At 52.7% G+C, this 18736-nt stretch carries 5 protein-coding genes; all 5 read left to right on the forward strand.

Annotated features, from left to right (window positions below):
- Window positions 1-16: 16 nt before the first annotated feature.
- The 5 genes from BLR08_RS17545 (at window position 17) to BLR08_RS17565 (ending at window position 18658) form a co-directional block, all read left to right on the forward strand.
- On the forward strand, window positions 17-652 hold the full coding sequence (locus BLR08_RS17545) for a hypothetical protein (RefSeq protein WP_072333065.1): 636 nt from the start codon (window positions 17-19) through the stop codon (window positions 650-652).
- 22 nt (window positions 653-674) lie between these two features.
- Window positions 675-1940 (forward strand): TRAFAC clade GTPase domain-containing protein, encoded by a 1266-nt coding sequence (locus BLR08_RS17550; protein WP_072333062.1) that lies wholly within the window; start codon window positions 675-677, stop codon window positions 1938-1940.
- Window positions 1937-4696, forward strand: coding sequence for a GAP1-N2 domain-containing protein (locus BLR08_RS17555; protein ID WP_072333059.1), 2760 nt, complete (start codon window positions 1937-1939; stop codon window positions 4694-4696). The genes BLR08_RS17550 and BLR08_RS17555 overlap by 4 nt, the downstream gene beginning before the upstream one ends.
- A gap of 780 nt (window positions 4697-5476) precedes the next feature.
- Window positions 5477-10891 (forward strand): DUF5011 domain-containing protein, encoded by a 5415-nt coding sequence (locus BLR08_RS17560; RefSeq protein ID WP_143014396.1) that lies wholly within the window; start codon window positions 5477-5479, stop codon window positions 10889-10891.
- A gap of 78 nt (window positions 10892-10969) precedes the next feature.
- Window positions 10970-18658 (forward strand): S-layer homology domain-containing protein, encoded by a 7689-nt coding sequence (locus tag BLR08_RS17565; RefSeq protein ID WP_072333051.1) that lies wholly within the window; start codon window positions 10970-10972, stop codon window positions 18656-18658.
- Window positions 18659-18736: the final 78 nt, after the last annotated feature.

Genomic DNA, 18736 nt, shown 5'->3' on the forward strand with positions numbered 1-18736 from the left:
AGGAAGGAGCACACAGATGTTGTGGACCACGCCGGATGACCGGCATCGCATCACGAAAGCCTCGTCACGGCTTGCGGAAGGAGAATGCCTGGTTACCTGGCATTGGCCTGCCGACATTCCGTATGTATATATTCACAGCTTCGGCCCGGGCGGGGAGGAAGCTGGCCGGGAGCCGGACGAAAAGGGCATGAAGCTGTACACCAGAGAAGAATACAAGGTCCGCGGCGGGTATCGGCTGCCGGCGGACTTTATCGGGTCCAGATTTTTCCGGATCTATGCGTGCAGGATGGAGCAGGGCGAGCTGCTGGCGTACCGGCAAAGCGATGCTGACAATCTCGCCCGGGTGAGCGGGGGACGCGCCAAAATCCGCTACAGCATCCAGTACGGATTGGGCTGGTTCGGCAAGCATAGATCTGTACATATTCGGCTGCATTGCGAGATTCCGGTGCCCAAGGAGGCGCTGTGCTACGTCAAAAAGCATGGCTCCGTGCCGCTGCATCCGGATGACGGCACCAGGTATCCGCTGCTAAGGGACCTGCCTGCCGGACGCAGCGAGATGCCGGAGATTCAAGTCGGGCGCTCCGAGCATGTTCGCGTCTTTCTGTCGGACGGCAGGAGCTACGGCGACCAGTTCGAGGTTGTGCCCGAATAAAAGGGGTAAGGAGGAAATATGCATGCTGGATTTTTTCAAAAATTTATTCGATAAGAAGCCTCCTGTCAAGGAAAGACCGCCGTTTTACAGCATCGTCTGTCCCTACTGCTTCGCCAAATGCGAGCCGGCCGATGTCGTGTTCCGCGCCGCCCATGTGAAGGAGAACGACGATGAATTCGCGCTGCAGGAGGACGAGCGGCTGAATGAATGGAGACGGAAGTTCCGCCTGGCGCTGCCTGATATGGAGGCGGTCATCGATCCTCAGACGATTCCGGAGGACAGCCGGATCTATGCCGGGCAAGTGCTGGTAGCGGTAACGGACCGGTATGGGGTGACAACGCGCCGCAGGCTGTGTCCGAGCTGCCATAATGAGCTTCCGATCACGGCCGGACAAGTGCCCAGCAATATTATTTCGATCGTCGGCGCCTCCCAAGTGGGCAAGTCGGTCTATATGACTTCGCTCATCCACACGCTGCAAACCGAGACCGCCGCTCACTTTCAGGCGGCCTGCATGCCTCTGAGCGCCGACATCTCCCGCAAGTTCCGCCATTATTATCACGAGCCGATCTTCGAACGAGGCAGCATGCTGCAGTCGACGAATCCGAATGAGCAGCAGGAGCCGTTCATTTTCCAATTCGTGTTCAAGGATGAGACGAAGCCGCCGCTGCTGCTCGTGTTTTTCGACGTGGCGGGCGAGGGAATGGTCGAACGGGCGTACTTGGACATCTATGCGTCTCATATTCAGAATTCCTCGGGCATTTTGTTCCTCGTCGATCCGCTCCAGGTTCGTACGATCCGCGATAAGATCCGGCTGAATCTGGGCGAGGACGAAGGCGAGTTTGCCAGCCGCTACGATGAGCCGAGGGAGGTCGTCATCTCCTTGTACGAGAACTTCATCTCTCATCAGCAGAGCGGCAAAACCGATATTCCGACCGCTATCGTGCTGACCAAAAGCGATATGCTGCAGCATCTCCAGGAAGAAGACAGCGACTATATCCAGCCTAACAGCAATGTGTTCCGCGATGTAAGGCACAGGGGATATCTGGATCGCACCGAGTTTGAAAATATTAACGGCGAAATTCGCCGCTTTATCGAGAAGGTAGACCGGCCGTTCAAGGATGCGGTTGATGTTTATTTCCGCAACACGGCGTACTTTGCCGTCTCAGCGCTGGGCACGAACCCGGTGAACCGGCAGGTGACGGGCGTAATCAGCCCCGTGCGGGTGGATGAGCCGTTCATCTGGCTGCTGAACCAGCTCGACTACATCGACAGGAGAGATGCCACGTGATCGCGAACGGACAGCGCAGCATTCAGCAGCATTATTTTACGCGTGCGCGCGAGGGCGTTTTCCGGACAAATGAAGGCTTCGATACGGTGGCGGCATCGCCCGGCCTGGATGCGCTGTTTATCAAGTCGGCGCTTCATCCGTATTGCTATTATAAAGGCCCGCGGGAGAAGCCGGACGGGGCGGAAGGGGCCGAGTATCCGGCTGCGCTCGCTGTGTACCATGCGGATAACGGGGATCTCGTGGTCGGACAGACCGTGTATGTGCCGGCTGATTTTACCGGACAGCGCAGCGCTTTCTTCACCCATCAGTATGTCGTCCCTGCGGCGCTCAAGGATGAGTGGGTGCGTTATCCGGAGCGGATATTCGCCACTGAGCAGTTTGCCGTGCATCATGATGCCCGGCTAGGGAAGGAACTGCCCGAGCTGCAAGAGCCGCCGACGCCTGGAGCGGCAGCTAGTCCGGAACCTGATCAGCTGCTGGCCGGACTCGGACTGACGCGCGATTCGTTCGAGCAGCTGCTCGTCTCGGTGATGGCTTCGGTGACCAATCGGCGCAAAGTATATATTGTGCTGGACGGAGAACCGGCCCAGGCGGAGAGAGACGCACGCCAGCTGATGCGGCTGCTCTGGAGCTGCATGCCTTATGCGTTCCGCAGGCGCCTTGGCGTCCTAACTTTTGCCGGGGAGGCCGAAGGCAAGCAGCATCTGCATGTGACCTTTCTCGAAAAGGGCGCCCTGCGGCAATCCGACCGGCAGCTTGAACGCGAGATGGTGTTCGATCTATCGGCAGGCAAGCTCGCCGGAGCGGAACCCGCAGCTGTGGCGGGCCGGTGGCTGGAGACGATCTGGACGCTGCGCGAGGAGCCGGAACGGCTTCAGGCATTATTCGATTTCTGCGAGCAGGCGCTTGCGGGACTGGAGCCCGGCTTGTCCTTATCCTTGTCCTCCTACGAGGAGCTGTGTACGCTGTTTACGATCGAGCAGGGCGGATCGGCTGGAGACGCGTTGTATGACGCCGATCGAGCCCGCGTTTGGCGGTCGCTAGGCACCTATCTGAAAGGGGAAACGCAGGAGACCGCTAAGACTCGGCTGCATGAGCTTGTTGTCCGGCTGCTCCGATTGGAGACCGGCGATGTGAAGAGAGCCGGCAGTCCGCAGGTGATCGACGCTATGCTTGGCTGCGAAGCTTATGCGGAGCGAGGGGAGCGGGCGCTGCTCTGCCGGACCGTCGCTCTCTTCGTGATGCGTGCGGCTTCGGCAGGGGATACGGCTGCGACCGCTCCGCTGCTGGAGCCGATCCAGCGGCAGCCGGAGCTGTTCCGCTCCGTTTTCCGGGAGCTGTCCGGGCTGTCTCCGAGAACCGCCGAAAGCTGCGCTTCATATGCGATCGGACGAGCGGACAACACGCGCGTCTTGCAGTCGGCCCTGGCCTTTTGGCTGACAAACGCGGATATGCTTTCGCTAAACTTCTTCGCGGGAGAGACGGTCGCGGCTGTTAAGCGCCTGCTCGCTAAGGAAGGGGCGGCTCGGAAGGTGGATACCGGCGCTGCGTTGTTCCGCTTCTTCGATGAACTGTCCGAGCAGCGGGGGTTGGAGCGTTACGCCGACTATTGCGAACTGCTCAAGCTGGAAATTCAGCTGATGCTGCTGGAAGAGGTGCCTTTGGCCGAGCTGGAGGCGGAGCATGTGTCGCGTCTAGGCTTTATGCTCGATCCGCCGGCGCCGGAGCTGCTGCCGCATCTGAGCAAGGGTCATCGGCTGACGCTGGAGCTGTGGGCGGCGGTATATCGGGTGCTTACGCTGGAGCGGGGCGGCGAAGCCAAAGCTTCGGCCGCGCTGGCCAAGCTCGGGCCGCTGGAGCTGGAGCGGGCGCAGGCCTTTCTGCGCGGAGTATGGCGAAACGGAATGCCGCGCACGGCTTTCTCCGGCGTGGCGTACAGCTTCTACCGGGGAGGGGCTGAGCACGGCGGCTGGGGCTCCTTCGATTTCGATCCGATGCTGGATTATGTGGCGGAGTCGGCGGATAGCAAGGAGACGGTATATGCATTTATCGAATGGAGTGCGTCGGATGAACGGTTTACAGGTCCGAGCGGCGGTATCGATCCGCATTACCGGGCCGCGCTTAACCGTTACTTCGACAGATATGACAGCGGCGCGCTGCGCCAGAAGCCGGTCAGGCAGCGCCTGATGGCTATAGGGAACCCGGCGTTCGTCGCCTTGTTCCGCGAGATCAATACCCGTCAAGCGCCGAGCTGGCAGCGTCTTCTGTGGAAGCGGCGCAAGCCGCTTATACTGGCGGCGCTGCTGGCAGCTGCGCTGTTGATCGTGCTCCCGCTGATCTGGACGCCGGTCGGGGCGTTCATCACGCGGCCTGTGCCGGAGCTGCAAGTAGCCGAGCTGCCCGAGAGGACGTCATCCGATACCATAACGGTGAAGGCGCAAGCCGCGGATAATTACGACCGGATGCCGAAAATTTATGTCAACGGCGTGCTCGCCGGCCAAGGCGAGGTAAGCCGCGAGGTTGTTCTTGCCGCGGGCATCAATACGATTACGGTCAAAGCGGAGAACAAATACGGACGCAGCCCCGAGACGGTGACCCGCACCGTTATTCTGGAGCCTGCGATCGGACCGAAGCTGCCGCCTCCGGCAGCCGCCGGGCCGACAAACGGCGCCGGCGGAGCGGCGGGTTCAGATACTGCCCGCACGGAGACGTCTAACGTGAAAGGGGAGTCGACGCCTCCGAAGGGGAGCCGATGACGCTGATACCCCTTGTAAACAGCCTTCCTGAATGGAGCGGAGGGCTGTTTTTTTTTGCCGGCATTGCAAGCCGTTCCGGCTCTCTGCCATTGTCCCGATGTATTGTATAATGGTAAACAAGCTGGACAGCAAAGAGTAGTGTGAGAAAGCCTAATCAATTTTATATAATTAATACAAAGATGTCTGGGGTAATTTCAATTATTTCAGGTAAGCGGCCTTTGTTCTGAATTTTATCGGACTGAGGCCGTTTAGTTTTGCTTGTAACCGTTCATATTTATAATTGTTCATATAACATAAATAAGTCCTTTGCACGTTTGCATATTTCAAGTCTAATCTCTAGGTTTGTAATCTATTAGGTCATTCTCTCCACAATGCGACTTCATTCGCGCATTGTGTTTTTTTGCATTCAACGAAATAAAACTATTGTAAACATCAATTAAGGCTGCTTGTTGCTGGAGTGATAAGTTTCGAGGAACTTTGCGATTTTGATAGGCGTGAAGTATTAAATTTTATTGATATTGCCGATTTAAACGACAAATTTCGATTATAATTTAAAAAAATCCGGTTAATTACAGTTGTTTTGACCTGGTTGTTTAGAAAATGTTTAGTGCCGATTGTTTATAATGCAAGAAAAGATTGGTTAGAATTCATCGAGGGCATGAGTAAAAAGGAGGCCAATTGTTATGTTAGGTATCGGTTAGTCTTTATGCCTACTAAATCCCGAATGATATATTGTGTCCTAAGAACTAGTTATTAAGACTTAAGAGGGGGATCTTGTTCGTGATTAAGAACAATTGGTTATTCAAATGGACATCCGTCTTTTTGATCATGTGCATGATGGTATCCATGCTATCGGCATGGATGCCGGTAACCGTCTATGGAGCGGAATCGGATAAAACGATTTTGATGGATGGTACGAAAATTGGCAATGCGACTGTAGAGGCCGACAATGCATTTCGGAATTTTAATGTCAGTGGCGGCGGGTTTGCCAGCTCTCCGGGCTTCAAGCAGACGGAGCAGGATAAAGATATCACGATTTATGCAGATGGGACGATGACTGCGGATGACGAAGCGTCCGTTACTTTTGAAGTCAAGGTTCTGGATAATCCCGTTCTTAAAGCGGTCGCTGCAGGCGGAGAGGCAGAAATCGTGGTGGGCTGGGATGAGCTTCAATTTGATGAAAGCTGCTTCCTTGTCTTCTGCTCCACTTCCGTTACAGAAGCTTACTTTTATGTAGATGGTGTTGAAGTGTTAAGGGGACATAGTGGTGATGATGATCGTACCATAGGTTATACGGAAACAACAGCAACAATTAAACCTAATTCTACAATTGTAATCAATGTAAAGATCGAAGACGAAGATGTTGCTGTCAAAGGAATCTTCATTAAATTCCAAGACAAAATACGCCCCGAGCTAAGCAGCTATACTTTCAATGGTACAGGGGTAGAGCGAGTCAATAAGAAACAAAAATATGAGCTTTATGCCAAAGCTGGAGAAGATATTTCCCTTACATATAACTTCAGCGAGCCGGTCAGGCCATCGGCATTGTCCTCCGGCTACCATGACCATTTCTTGCGTCACTCGCTGTTTACGACCCCTTCTGACGGACTTCCGACAGCCAATCTGGAACAGTTTATGACGAACAGAACGTATAAGGCCTCGGATTTCTCCGGTAATTTTCTTAATGTTCCGCTGAAACAAGAGATCAATTATACCTATACGGCCCAGAAATATCATCATAGCGACAACTTGCCGCTCGAGCCTCGTATGAAAGCATCGGATGGCTTACCCGGCATCAATCGCGGGCCTATCGATTATAGTATGGAAGAAAAGCTCAATGACGCCGTGTTTGTAGACGCGGCAGGCAATGTAGCCAAGCCGATTACGTTGCCCGTTAAGGCGAGCAATTCAAGCTTGACCAACCTGAAAGGTAATGTTGTAAATCCTTTCGACCATAAAGGTTCCGGTTACCGGGTTATCGTCGACGCAGTGGCTCCCAAGTATTCACGGGTCGGCAATGGCATTCAGCCGGAGGTTGTGACCGGTGCAACGGTCAACAACCATGATGTGATGGACTTCACGGTTCAATTCTCCGAAGAAGTCATCGCCAGACGGGAAGGCGTTTCTCCTGCTTATGCGGATGATAAAGTATACTTGTTATTCAACAATGGGATGCGAGCTTACTATTATGAGGGAGACAATGATGCGGCCAAGGAGAAGTTAGGCTACCAGACGCCAAACGTCAGATTCCGGATGGTGATTCCGGACGGCGTGCAGGTGGAGACCCCGCTGCTCAAGGTGTTGGCTCTGACTCATGATCGGAAGGATAACTATCCGGACACCGATTTCTTGGCAAAAGATAAAGAAGTGATCCAGGACTATGCCGGTAATTTGCTCATTCAGCCGGCTAATTACTTGGGTGTTCATGTAGACGGGGATACATCCAATGTCAATTCCTTGATCGACTGGGCCAAGTTCTCCGTGGATAATACGGACCCGATCATCGATTTCCACTATGAGAATGACGGCGCCACGGATACTTTATACAAAAAGCGCGGCAAGATTACGATCGACGTCAACGATCCTCCGGTTCCGATTCCGACGCTTGATCCGGATTATGAGCCAATTACCAATTTTGAAAGACCAAGCCGGGGGATTTACCGTCCTTCGAATATGTCGGGACCGGCCTCGCCGGCAGTCGGGCTGGTCTACTACATGTGGTCTCGGAGTGATACGGTTCCTGCCGATATCGCGAAGGAACACTATGCGGCTATCAAGCGCTTTTCCCTGACAGCCAAGCAGCCGAAGGAAGATTTGTATCCGAATGTGCCTGCTTTTGAAAACTTCAATCTAAGTGTAGTCAATAACAAGACCAATATGATCGCTCCTCCTGCAGAAGCGTTCACTGAAGCGGGCAGCGGAACCTGGTATTTGCATACCTGGACCTCGGATATGACCTGGGATACGGCCAGAGAAATTATGCAGTATGCGGCCATGAGAAGCTTTCCGACCAAATACCCGCAGCAGTATAAGGCTTGGATGGATGAATTCTCCGGCTCGGAAGCCGACAAGATTTTTTATGCCAATAACAAGGCTTTGATTGCGGCAGCACAATATGAAGATATGCAGCTGTGGCCATTGGAAAATTTCCGTCAGGACGACTCGAACTGGTCTTATAAATCAGCTCCGATCCTGATTGACAACAAAGGCCCTTCGATTCAGCTGTCAAACAAATTGAATGACGGCACCGCGAATGTGGAAGTCACAACCACCATAACCGACGAACATAGCGGCTTCAAAGAAGGCTACTACCAATGGGCGAAGGCTGGAAGCGAGCCGGAAGATATCAACTGGAAGCCGATTATGCTGAGCGGGGGACAGTTTACCGTAGGCACCAGAAATGAAGTGCCTGAGGACGGCGATTATATCCTTCATATTAAAGCGACCGATGTATTGGGCAATGAATCGACCAATGCCTTGAGCTCACCGGCCAAAGTAGATTCTACCGCCCAAGTGAAGGGCAGTTTCTCGAACAACTCGGGGACAGCGTTCGTTCAGAGTCATGATGTGACGTTTTACCTGAACCGTCCTGTTCCATTAACGGTAAGCTCGGTTACGTACTCGACCTATGCACCAACTGTAACTGGCTCGGCCTACGGGTTGGGGATCATGGCATTGACTGCGCTGCCTTACGAGGTAAAATATGCCTTCCATGATAGCTCTGCCAGACCTGGAGACGATAGCGCCTATACTTCTGTAGAAGGAAATGAAGGCAGTATCGGTGGATACGAATACCGAATTCCTGCGGACGCTTCGCTAAACGGCACGAAATACTTGCATATTACAGTGAAGGAAGCGGCAGCGGACCGGTATTATTACTTCTCTCAATCTTACAAATTTGATAACACGCCGCCGACTGTGGAATTCAGCTTGAACGAGGATTTATATCCAAGAGCCAAGCATGAGGTGAGCTTTCAAGCGAGCGACTCTTTAAATGACACAACCAGTCAATATCAATGGGTCAAAAAGGGAGAGGCTGCTCCCTTGGCCAGCTCCACAACTTGGAGAACGTTGGCTAAGGCCGGCGATTACGCCATTGTAGATTCAGCTCATTTGGCGCCGGGCGAATCGGAAGAATACAAGCTGTATGTATACGCTAAGGATGCGGCGGGCAACGAGGTTGTGACGTCCACCAGCGGTTACTTTAAAATTTCGAAGCCGGTCATTCAGCCTCCGGCCAATGCCAAATCGGACTTGCTTTATGTATCTGGCGATCAGGAGGAAGGATATACAGCTATTGTTCAATTGAGTCTGGATGTTCTGGACAAGTCGGGATATGAATATTCCGTTTCCCCGGATTATGGTCAGAGCTGGGTGAAATGGAAGCCGTATACGAACTTCGTGGCGGTAAAAGTTCCTTCCAGCAAGGTACAAAACGGACAAATTCAAGTGCGTTACAAAACGGGACCATTGGCTGACGGCAGCGAAGGAGTCATCGGTGAAGCCAAGCCGCTTAATATCGCTTCCGTCTCTGACGTAGAGCCTGTATACGCGCTGTCAACATTAAGCACCAATAGTCCTGTAAGTTCTTTAAGAGGAGTAGATATCGATATTACCGCTCCTCTGGGCATTAAAGTGGTACCGTCTGCAGTAAATCCGTCCGCTCCGGTTCGGAGCGGCAACCGATTCCATGTGGAGCAGAATGGCTACTACTCCTTCGATCTGACAGACACAAGCAATCCCGACCGGAAGGCAACTCTGTATGCGGTAGTCAGCAACATAGATACAACCCCGCCAACTGGCGTGGTTGAAAAGCTGATTGCCGGTCAAGAGGCGACTAACGGCAATGTAACGGTAAAGCTGAAGCCTTCCGAGCCTGTACACATTACTAATAATAATGGAAGCAACACGTATACGTTCAAGAATAACGGCAGCTTTACTTTCGAATTTGTGGATGAAGCGGGCAATAGCGGGACGGCATCGTATACGGTTAGCACGATTGACCGGGAAGGTCCGAAAGCCATCATCGTGCGTTCCTATACGAAAGCCGATGGCACAGAGTATCGGCAGCTGGATACAGATAACGGCAAGCTGATTGAAGGCGTGAAGCTAACCGTAGAGAAAGAAGAAGGCGGAAAAGAAATTATTATTCCTGCCGGCATGCCCGGTCACATCTATATGACCGAAAATGGCGTTGCCGAGTTTACGGTGTACGACAGATTGGGCAATATGACGATCGTTAGAGAAACGGTGACGAACATTGTCGGAGCGCCGCAGGCTGATTCGGTACAGTACACGCTTGTGGATGAAGCCGGCAACCCGCTGCCGGAAAGCAGTAAGGTGAAAATAGGCGATCAATTGTATGCCAAAGGAAAAATGCAGGTCACGATTAGCGGTAAAACCGCAGCTCCAAACCAAGTTTTCCTGGGAACGGGCTTTAACCTGGACCCGGTAACCAAAGAGCCGATAGACGCGATCAGCACAGCTGACGGCGCCTTTACAACAAGCAGGCTTTTCTCCGCAGACGGAGCGGCGGTCATTGCCATCTCTGACCGGCTGGGGAATATCAACAAGGTTCCGGTGACGGTCAAAGGTTTGGACAACAAAGCGCCGGAGTTGACCTTAAACGCAGCCACTGTGGGCATTGCGCTGAACAAGCCTGATTTCGACCTGAAAAAGGATTTGGGCGGATACACGGTTCGCGATAACGTATCTTCCACAGAGAATATCAATGTATCTATCAGCGGGCTTGATCTGACGAAAACGGGTAAGCAGCTGGTTACCTACACAGCCGAGGATCAGGTTGGAAACACCTCGACTGCGACGCAAGAGGTCGTCGTAGTTCCGGTGGACGGCATGCTCATCTTTGGCAATGATGTGCTGATCTCGGGTGCGAGCCCGGAAACGGCGATCTTCGAAAGCAATAAGGTGAAGTTTAAAATTACCGGCTTTAACCTCATGAAAGTAGGCGGACAAGAGTTAACGAACAATGCGGGAACTTACGACTTGTTCTACTACACAGGCTTGTTCCGTGAGGGGCAAATGAAGGCTATCGCTACAAAACTGACGTACCAAGATCTGATCAACGGCAATTTTGAAGTAACGTTCCCGAAAACCGGCTGGTATACCATCATTGTTCGGAATCAGGAACGGGATCGCGAATATGCATCCTTTTTTATCAGCAAGCTGAATTAAGCTCTCATATGGGAATGGAAGGGATACCGTATCCCTTCCCCCGTTCTTTATTTTCATCCATAGACAGGAGGCGCTCATGTGAAGCTGCTAAAAAGAACGCTTGTGTCGGTGCTGGCGCTGCTGCTGGCATTAGGCTCGCTGACTCAAGCGACGTCGGCTTTGGCTGCCGTGATCACCAATCCCAAAACGACAGTTTTGGAAAACAAATATATTAAAATTACGGTAGATAATGCTACAGGACGGTTTGGCATCCGTACGGCCGACGGTCAGCCGGTACGCAAAAAGGATGACAAGGTGAATCTGATGTTTCGTGGCGATGACCCCGATACATCATTTACGAGCTTCCGGATTGACGGAACGGATTACATATTCGGCAATCCTTATAAATTTGGAGCTGATTTCTTTTCTGAAATCACAACGCCTAAAATTGTAGAAAACAGCGATGGCACGAAGCAAATCGAAACCGTCTGGACGATCAAGGGAGTGGCTATCAAGCAAATCTTGATGCTGTACCCCGATCCTGACAACAAATTGAATGCTGGTAATGTCAATGTCCGTTATGAAGTGTTCAATAACAGCGGTGCCAAGGTCGAGCTTGGGACACGAATTTTGCTGGACACGCAGGTGGGCAGCAATGACGGTCCGGAATTTCAGATCGGCAATATTTATAGAACCCCTCTCATGGTAGAGCGCAAGCTGGTGCATGATCCCGAAAACGATCCGAGTATCGGTGAAGCGGACCGCAATTATTACAAGCTTCCTGCTTATTGGGTCATGCGGGACAAGTTCGATCTTGCCAATCCATTGAACACCAATGTTGTTGCTTACGGACTGAATAATTTTGCCGAAGCCAACATTAACCTGGTCGATGAAATGATCGTGGGACACTGGAACGGGCTTGCCAACACGAAGTGGGATTATACGCCGAACCCTAATCTGGACTTTACTCGTGACACGAATGATTATGGAACGGCGGACTCGGCCGTAGCTTTCTACTGGAAGCCTAAGGCTTTGGAAGACAAGAAGGGACAGTCTTTTGAGACTGTTTATGGCTTGGGAGAAATTATTGAGCCGGACAAGGTATTTTCGATTCGTTTCATCGATCCTCCTCAGCAGTTGGCCACAACGACGGATAACAATGCCTATGACAAAGAAGGCCTCTTCAATATTACGGTTGAGATCGAGAACCTGGCTATGTTCGATATGAAGCATTCGAATATGACAGCCACGATGGAACTGGAAAGCGGGCTAAGTTTTGTAAGACGAGATGAGAAGTCGGGCGACATTGTCAGAGATGCAATGGGTAATCCGGTGATAGAGACTTACCGCAGCAAAGAGATTGTACTTCGCAAACCCGGCAAGGCTGATGAAGAGCCGCCTCCATACGAACCGGGGGATACCGAGACATTTACGTATACAGTTCAAGCAAAGGGGAAGGCATGGCCCACGACCAGGCAGTACATGCTTACGGTTAGAAGTCCGGAAACGGTAGCCAAGCTGGAAGGGATAGAAGATGAAGGTCTGAAGGCTCAGTACCTTTCCGTTAAGCAGAACTTTATTCTTCTGCCGGCGGTTGGGCAGGCAACTCCGACTTATGTTTATGGGCTTGCGCCTAAAGAAACTTACAGCACCGACGTCAAGTATTTGACGGTGAACATCACGAATTTGGAAGCCTATAACACGGGGAATGCCCAGCTTGAGCCGAACTTTGACCTTTATCTGAAGCAAAAAGGCACGGATAAGCGGTATAAGGTGTCTGTCAAGGACTCGGTTGTTCTGCAGCCTTCGGATGACGGGTTCTCGGGTGATATGCGGATTTCCTACCGCGGCGGGGAGCTCGTAAATAGTAAAGGCCAAGTAATTCAATCCGGTCTGGGACCTGAGCTGCCGCTGGGCGAGTATCAGGTCGAGATTGATTTCAAAGGTGATACGGGCGGAGACGAAGAGATCGCTGCCATGTATGACATCACGACCAAGCAAACCTTTAAGGTTACGGATAACAACGCAGCGCGTGTCAGAGAAGCCGGCCTGCTCGCCGTGTATAAGCAGTATGTGGATTTGAGCAGTGTGACTTCTTCGGTTGACGGAAGATATCTTGCAGAGCTGAACGCCGCCTATCCGGGAGAGCCTTTCAAGACCGGCGCACTTCTCAAGGATGCGGTAGATGCCTATAAGAGAATTAAAGAAAAAGTAGCGATAGCGAGCAAAATGGCCGACTCCAAGTTCGATACGGTGCAATATTTGGAGCCGGAATCGCTGAAGAAGGTCGCGGCGTATAACTACAAGCTGTTTGATTCCGAAAAAGAAATGAATGAGTTTTTCGCCAAGAAGGATGCTAATGATAATTTTGTCCGCGAGAAGCTCGTTGATATTCGCGGGATGATTAAAGAGGTTGGCGAGGAGAACAAAAAGCAAGTTATAGTCGATACGAAAACCGAACCGGCGCTTATTAACGAGGCTGTAGCTTACCGGGGCAAGGATATGGTGTTTGTTCGCGGCAAGCTGGATATTTTCGGTATTTCGAAGTCAGAGTCTGGTTATGACACGCTGCCGTTTCTGGACTCGCTTTTTGTCAAGGGAGAAGGAAGCCTCAGTGTAGCGAACAGCGGTTTTGTCTTTTATGCTGGCGAATGGACGCTCGACTTCTTCAACGGATTTGATAAAAAGCTCGCTCCGAATCTGATTGTGAAGCCGGAGGATAATATTGAAGTATTCCCGGACAACCATGAAAACCCGGAGGACACGAGCTTGAACGGGACGCTTAGCTGGGCGACTGGCGCTCTGGGAGACCGTCTCAATCCGCTGCGCCAGCTTATGCTGACCCATGTATACTTCAACAAACACAGCTTGTTCGCTGCACCGGGCTTTATGGTCGGCGGGTTTGGCTTTACGTTCAACGATTATATTCTCCGTCCGGGCGGCATTTCGTTCGGCGGCAAAGTATCGATGAAGATTGTTGACGGCGAAATCCGCAATGTTGTGTTTAATGACAAGGGCTTTGTCGGCGTAGATGCGCGGCTGCGCTTCGATCTCGGCAAAGACCTGGGACTGTTCGAAGAGAAGAAGAAGGAGAAGAAAGAGGGCGAAAGCAGCGCCAGCGGTGCTATCACGGTAGTTCACTACGTGCAGCAGGTGGAGGATGTCTCCAATAAATACGGCATTCGCTTCAAAGCGGATGTGAAGGGCAAGTTCGAAGTACAAGCTGAGCTGGCCTTCAAGCAGGTGAAGGACGGCCGGGTGCTTCCGGATGTCGTAGCCTTCGGAACGACGCTTGGCGATCCGGGCATTCTGATTACAGGCGCGACCTATTTATCTGCGGTACGCGGCGCTGTTCGGGAATTGGCGGATACGATCGCGGGAGGAACGTCCAAAGACCCGTTCCCGCTCGTTATCCAAGCGGGCGTAGATATGCGATTTGGCGTTCCGCCGGTATATCTGTTCGGCAGCGTCGACATGACGGTTAAACGGACCGGCCTCGCGATTTTGGGCAAGCTGGACTTTTCGGCCGATCCGAAGGGCGCTAACAAAATCAATATGATCACGAAAGCCTTGCTGGAAGCTCAGTGGGTTACCCCGTGGTTTGTCCGGGTAGAGACGGAAGTCGATATCGGCGGATGGGGAGTCGTTGTCGGCAAAGCCGGCATATTTGTCGGGCAAAATCTGGAGAAGAAACGAATTGACTTCGAAGGATATATCGGAGCTCGGCTGCAAATACCGGAAAGCGTTCCGGTCGTAGGCGGAATGCCGCTCTCGAGTGTGTTCCTGGGCCTTAATAACGATAAAGTCTGGGGCAGCATAGGCATTCTGTTTATCTCCCTCGGGATTACGTATTACTGGGGCGGCGGAGTCGAATTCGGCACTTCCCAAGAGGATGTTCCGGAAGGTTTCGCTCATCTGTTAATCGAGGATCCGGAGAAGGGTCCGCAATTGCTTGTTATCGGAGCAGGCATGAGTACGGTTGCCACTTCATGGCTGGATGCCGAGAAAGGTTCCCATGAGATTGTATATCGCGACATTGCCGAGGGCATGAAGCTGATGGACAACAGCGCCATGGAAGCAGGCATCGGCGGTATTTATGTGAAGGATGCAGGCCGCATTCATGAAATTCCGATGGGCGCGGTGTCGGGTAACGGCATCATTGAAATGGAATATGAAGAAACGGAAGTGCCTTCCTTTACATTGAAGGATAAGAACGGCACTCTGTACCCGGTCGTGTTCGATAACACGAACACCAATCCGGCGGCAAATGCTTTCACGCAATATATTCCGGCGGCGCAGTCGGCTACGAAGGCCGATGTTCGCAAAGCTTTTATTATTCTACCGCAAGCGAAAGCGAAGGAAGGCGGCACATGGACACTGACCGCTATGAAGCCTGTCGCAACCCGATTGCTCAACGTTCCTGTTGTAGCGGACCTGAACAGCGTAGATGTTGTTAATCACGCTACAGATCCCAACCAATTCACAGCCACATGGCAGGTGGATAATGCCAAAGCCGGCGATACCGTAGATCTGTATTTGACCAAGGAACCGGTAACGAACGATAAAGCGACGGTCGACGGGAAAGAAGTGCTTGATCCGGGCGAACCGGGCGTATTGATCGCGAAGGATCTGGCGGTCGACCATGGCGGCTCGGTGAACGGCACGTTAACCACCGGCAAGCTGGACGTGGATGTGAGCCAGGTCGAGCTGATGGGCAATAAGGAAGACCTGCGCGGTTTGCTGCAGCAAGGCGATTATTACTTGCGCGCGGCGCTGAAATCTTCCGCTTCCTTCAAGACGAAGACTTCGGCAAACACGTTCCGCATCACGGACCCGCAGGCGCCGGGCGAAGTAACGGATGTGAAGATCGAACCGGCAGGCAACGGGTTCTTCCAAGTGTCCTTCAAACCTGCGGCCAAAAAAGCAGGTCAGGAGAGTGTAGAGCATAGCTATTCGATTTCTGCTCTCCAGCAGCAAAACGGCAAGCTTACGCCGTACACGAGCTTCCCGGAGCAGCTGTTTACCGAAGAAGAGCTTCAGCCTTATTGGAACGCTGAAAGCGGCAGGTATGAAGGGATTCTCGTCGGCGGCTGGACGGAGTTCTCCAATTCCGCCGAAGTTAATCAGGACGATCTGAGCGGGCCCAAAGCTAATCCGGACGAGAAGAAAACGTATCTCGGCCTGGAAGTGGGCCAGCATTATGTGCTTGGCGTCTCGGCGGCAACCAAGCCGAATAAAGACAATGACAATTACCGTTTCGCAGATCGTGTCGATAGCGGCAATACGCTGCTGCCGATACCGGTAGAGCCGAAGCTGGGCCTTACAGCCGGCAACTATCCGGATTACCTCGAGGTTCTGACTAACCAAACGAAGCAAACGATCCAGCTGTTCGCGGATCAGCCGGATATCGAGGTCGAAGCCATCTATAACGAACAATCGTTGGGTAAAGTGGAGCTTGCGAACAGCGGTTTGACGAGCGAAGGTGCGATAACCCTGGATAAGTTCGAAACGGATGGTACCTACGGAATCGAGCTGAGGGCGAAAAACAAACGGACGAAAGACCAGAAGGTCACGTTTATGTACCTGAATGTGGATACAAGCGCTCCAATCCTGTACTTGGATGAGCCTGTTACCGGTCAGCGTACGAAAAATGGCGCGATTGCCGTGTCCGGTACGACATCCAAGGATGCTCAGCTGACCGTGTATGTGGATCAGGTGGCAGAAGGTGCAGGCACACAGATCACGGTTCAGGAGAACGGAAAGTTTGCAGGTTCGGTGCCTGTCGCCGTGGACAGTCCGGAAGCCCAGCTGATCTTCGTCGCTCGCGACGGGGCCGGCAACGAGAATCAGGCGATTGTAGCCGTAACTCATGACGGCTTCAAGGTACCGGCAGCTATCGTGCTTCGAAAGATTGACACACTGAAGCCGGGCGAAATCGTAACCGTTGAGCCTTTCTTGCGCGTGCAGCAAGGCAAAAATGACAAGAAGAAAGCCATTTTTGGCGAAGTTCCTATGACGCCGGAGCAAACGCAGCGCGTGAGCTATGCCGTCACAAACGGAGAAGCTGTTGATATTCAAGAGATTCAGGTGAAGGATACGGCTACCGGCAAGGACAAGAAGGTTCTGCAAATTACGGCAGGACCGGATACCGGTGCAAGCCTGATTACGGCAACTTATGACATTGCCGCAAGCGGAGAGTCAGCTCCCGCAGATGATGCGGCAGATGCCTCGGTCAAGCTCGATACCATATTCGCCGCTTCGGTCAAGGTGCCGGCTCCGACTGTACTTGAGCGCTATACGGCTTCGACTGAAAAGTTGAATTCGATCGCCAATGTAACCAAGCTTAATATTGGAGATACCGGCGAGCAGCCAGGCTACCAGGTGGTATACAAGGTGTTTGCCGGAGGTGCGGGCGCGGCAGTCCCTGCGTTTAAAAGTGATTTGAGCGGCTGGAGCTTCGTGCCTCAAAACGGGATTGTTTCTGCCAAGGCCGGAGATTCGATTGTCGTTGCGAAGCGAACTTCTTCGAAAAAAGAAGCGGTCGGCTCATCCGACGTCATTGGCGCAAATGTATGGGTACCAACCGGTGGAGGAGGCGGCGGCGGCGGCCCGATGGGCCCGCCAGCCAAGGACTCTGTCACGGTTAATAACCAGACTGTTGCTGCCGAGCGTAAAAATGATACGCTTACCGTCAAAATCTCCGCTAAAGACGGCGCAGATGTAAACAAGGGAGATATTACCGTCAAATCGGAAGATCTGACGCTCAAGGAGTACACGTTCCGTTTCGACAAAGAAGTTACCCGCCAGGCGGCGGACAAGCGGCGGAACATTCAGCTTGAGCTACCTCAAGCTAAGCTGACAATTAAGCCTGACATGCTGAACGGCATGCAGCAGGATCTGGAGATCAAGGTTCGTCCGAATGGCGCTCCGGCCATTCGTGCGATGAACCAGTTGGCTGCCGATATGAAGGGGACGCTGCTCGCCGGCGGTCAAGGTATTGAGATTATAACGAATCTGCCGGAGGCCAGTCGCAATTCGTACCTGCAAGCCAAAGTACCGGTTCCGGCCTCCATTAAGGCTGAGGACATTAGCGCAGTAATCCTGCGCGGCGCAGACGGAGCATGGACGACAGTGCCATGGAAGTCCGCTGCGGAGAACGGTGAGGCCTTCGTCACCGTTCAATTGACGGGCGACGGAAGTCTGGTGTTCCTGCATACGGAGGCTAGTTTCTCGGATGTAGCGGATGATTTCTGGGGCAAGCCGGGTATTGAAGCGGCGGCAGCAAAGCTGTTCATGCAGGGCAAAGGCGATGAGCAATTCGATCCGGACAGCAAGATCACCCGGGCCGAATATCCGACCGTGCTGCTGCGTGTAGCAGGTCTGATGAACAAAACGGCCTCATCCGAATTTACGGATGTTGCGGGTGATGCCTGGTATAACCGCAGCGTCTCGATCGCAGCGACCTTGGGCATCGTGAACGGGCTTGAGGACGGCAGCTACGCGCCGCAAGCGACGTTGACCCGTGCGGAAGCGATGACGATGGTTGGACGCGTGATGGATGCGCTTGGATTGAACAGCCAGCTTTCGGATGAAGAGACCGAACAATTGCTCAGCGGCTTCGAGGACCGGCAGGACATTCCGGACTGGGCCCGCAAGCAGGCCGCGCTTAGCATCAAGTATGGCATTATTCAAGGCGAAGGCAGCCGTGTGAATCCTCTGGGCGCTTTGACCAGAGCGCAATCTGCAGCTATCGCTGTCCGTCTGGATGAATGGATTACAAGCAAATAGTGAAGCTGATAGGGAAGGAATTTGCCCGCACTGACCGAGCAGGTTGGTGTGGGTACATTCCTTCCAAGGCTTTGAACT

This window comes from Paenibacillus sp. cl123 (assembly GCF_900101595.1).
Classification (GTDB): Bacteria; Bacillota; Bacilli; order Paenibacillales; family NBRC-103111; genus Paenibacillus_G.

Excerpts from the sequence above, each read along its gene's own strand:
- BLR08_RS17550 (WP_072333062.1), top strand. The coding sequence starts at position 675 with ATGCTGGATTTTTTCAAAAATTTATTCGATAAGAAGCCTCCTGTCAAG.
- BLR08_RS17545 (WP_072333065.1), top strand. The coding sequence starts at position 17 with ATGTTGTGGACCACGCCGGATGACCGGCATCGCATCACGAAAGCCTCG.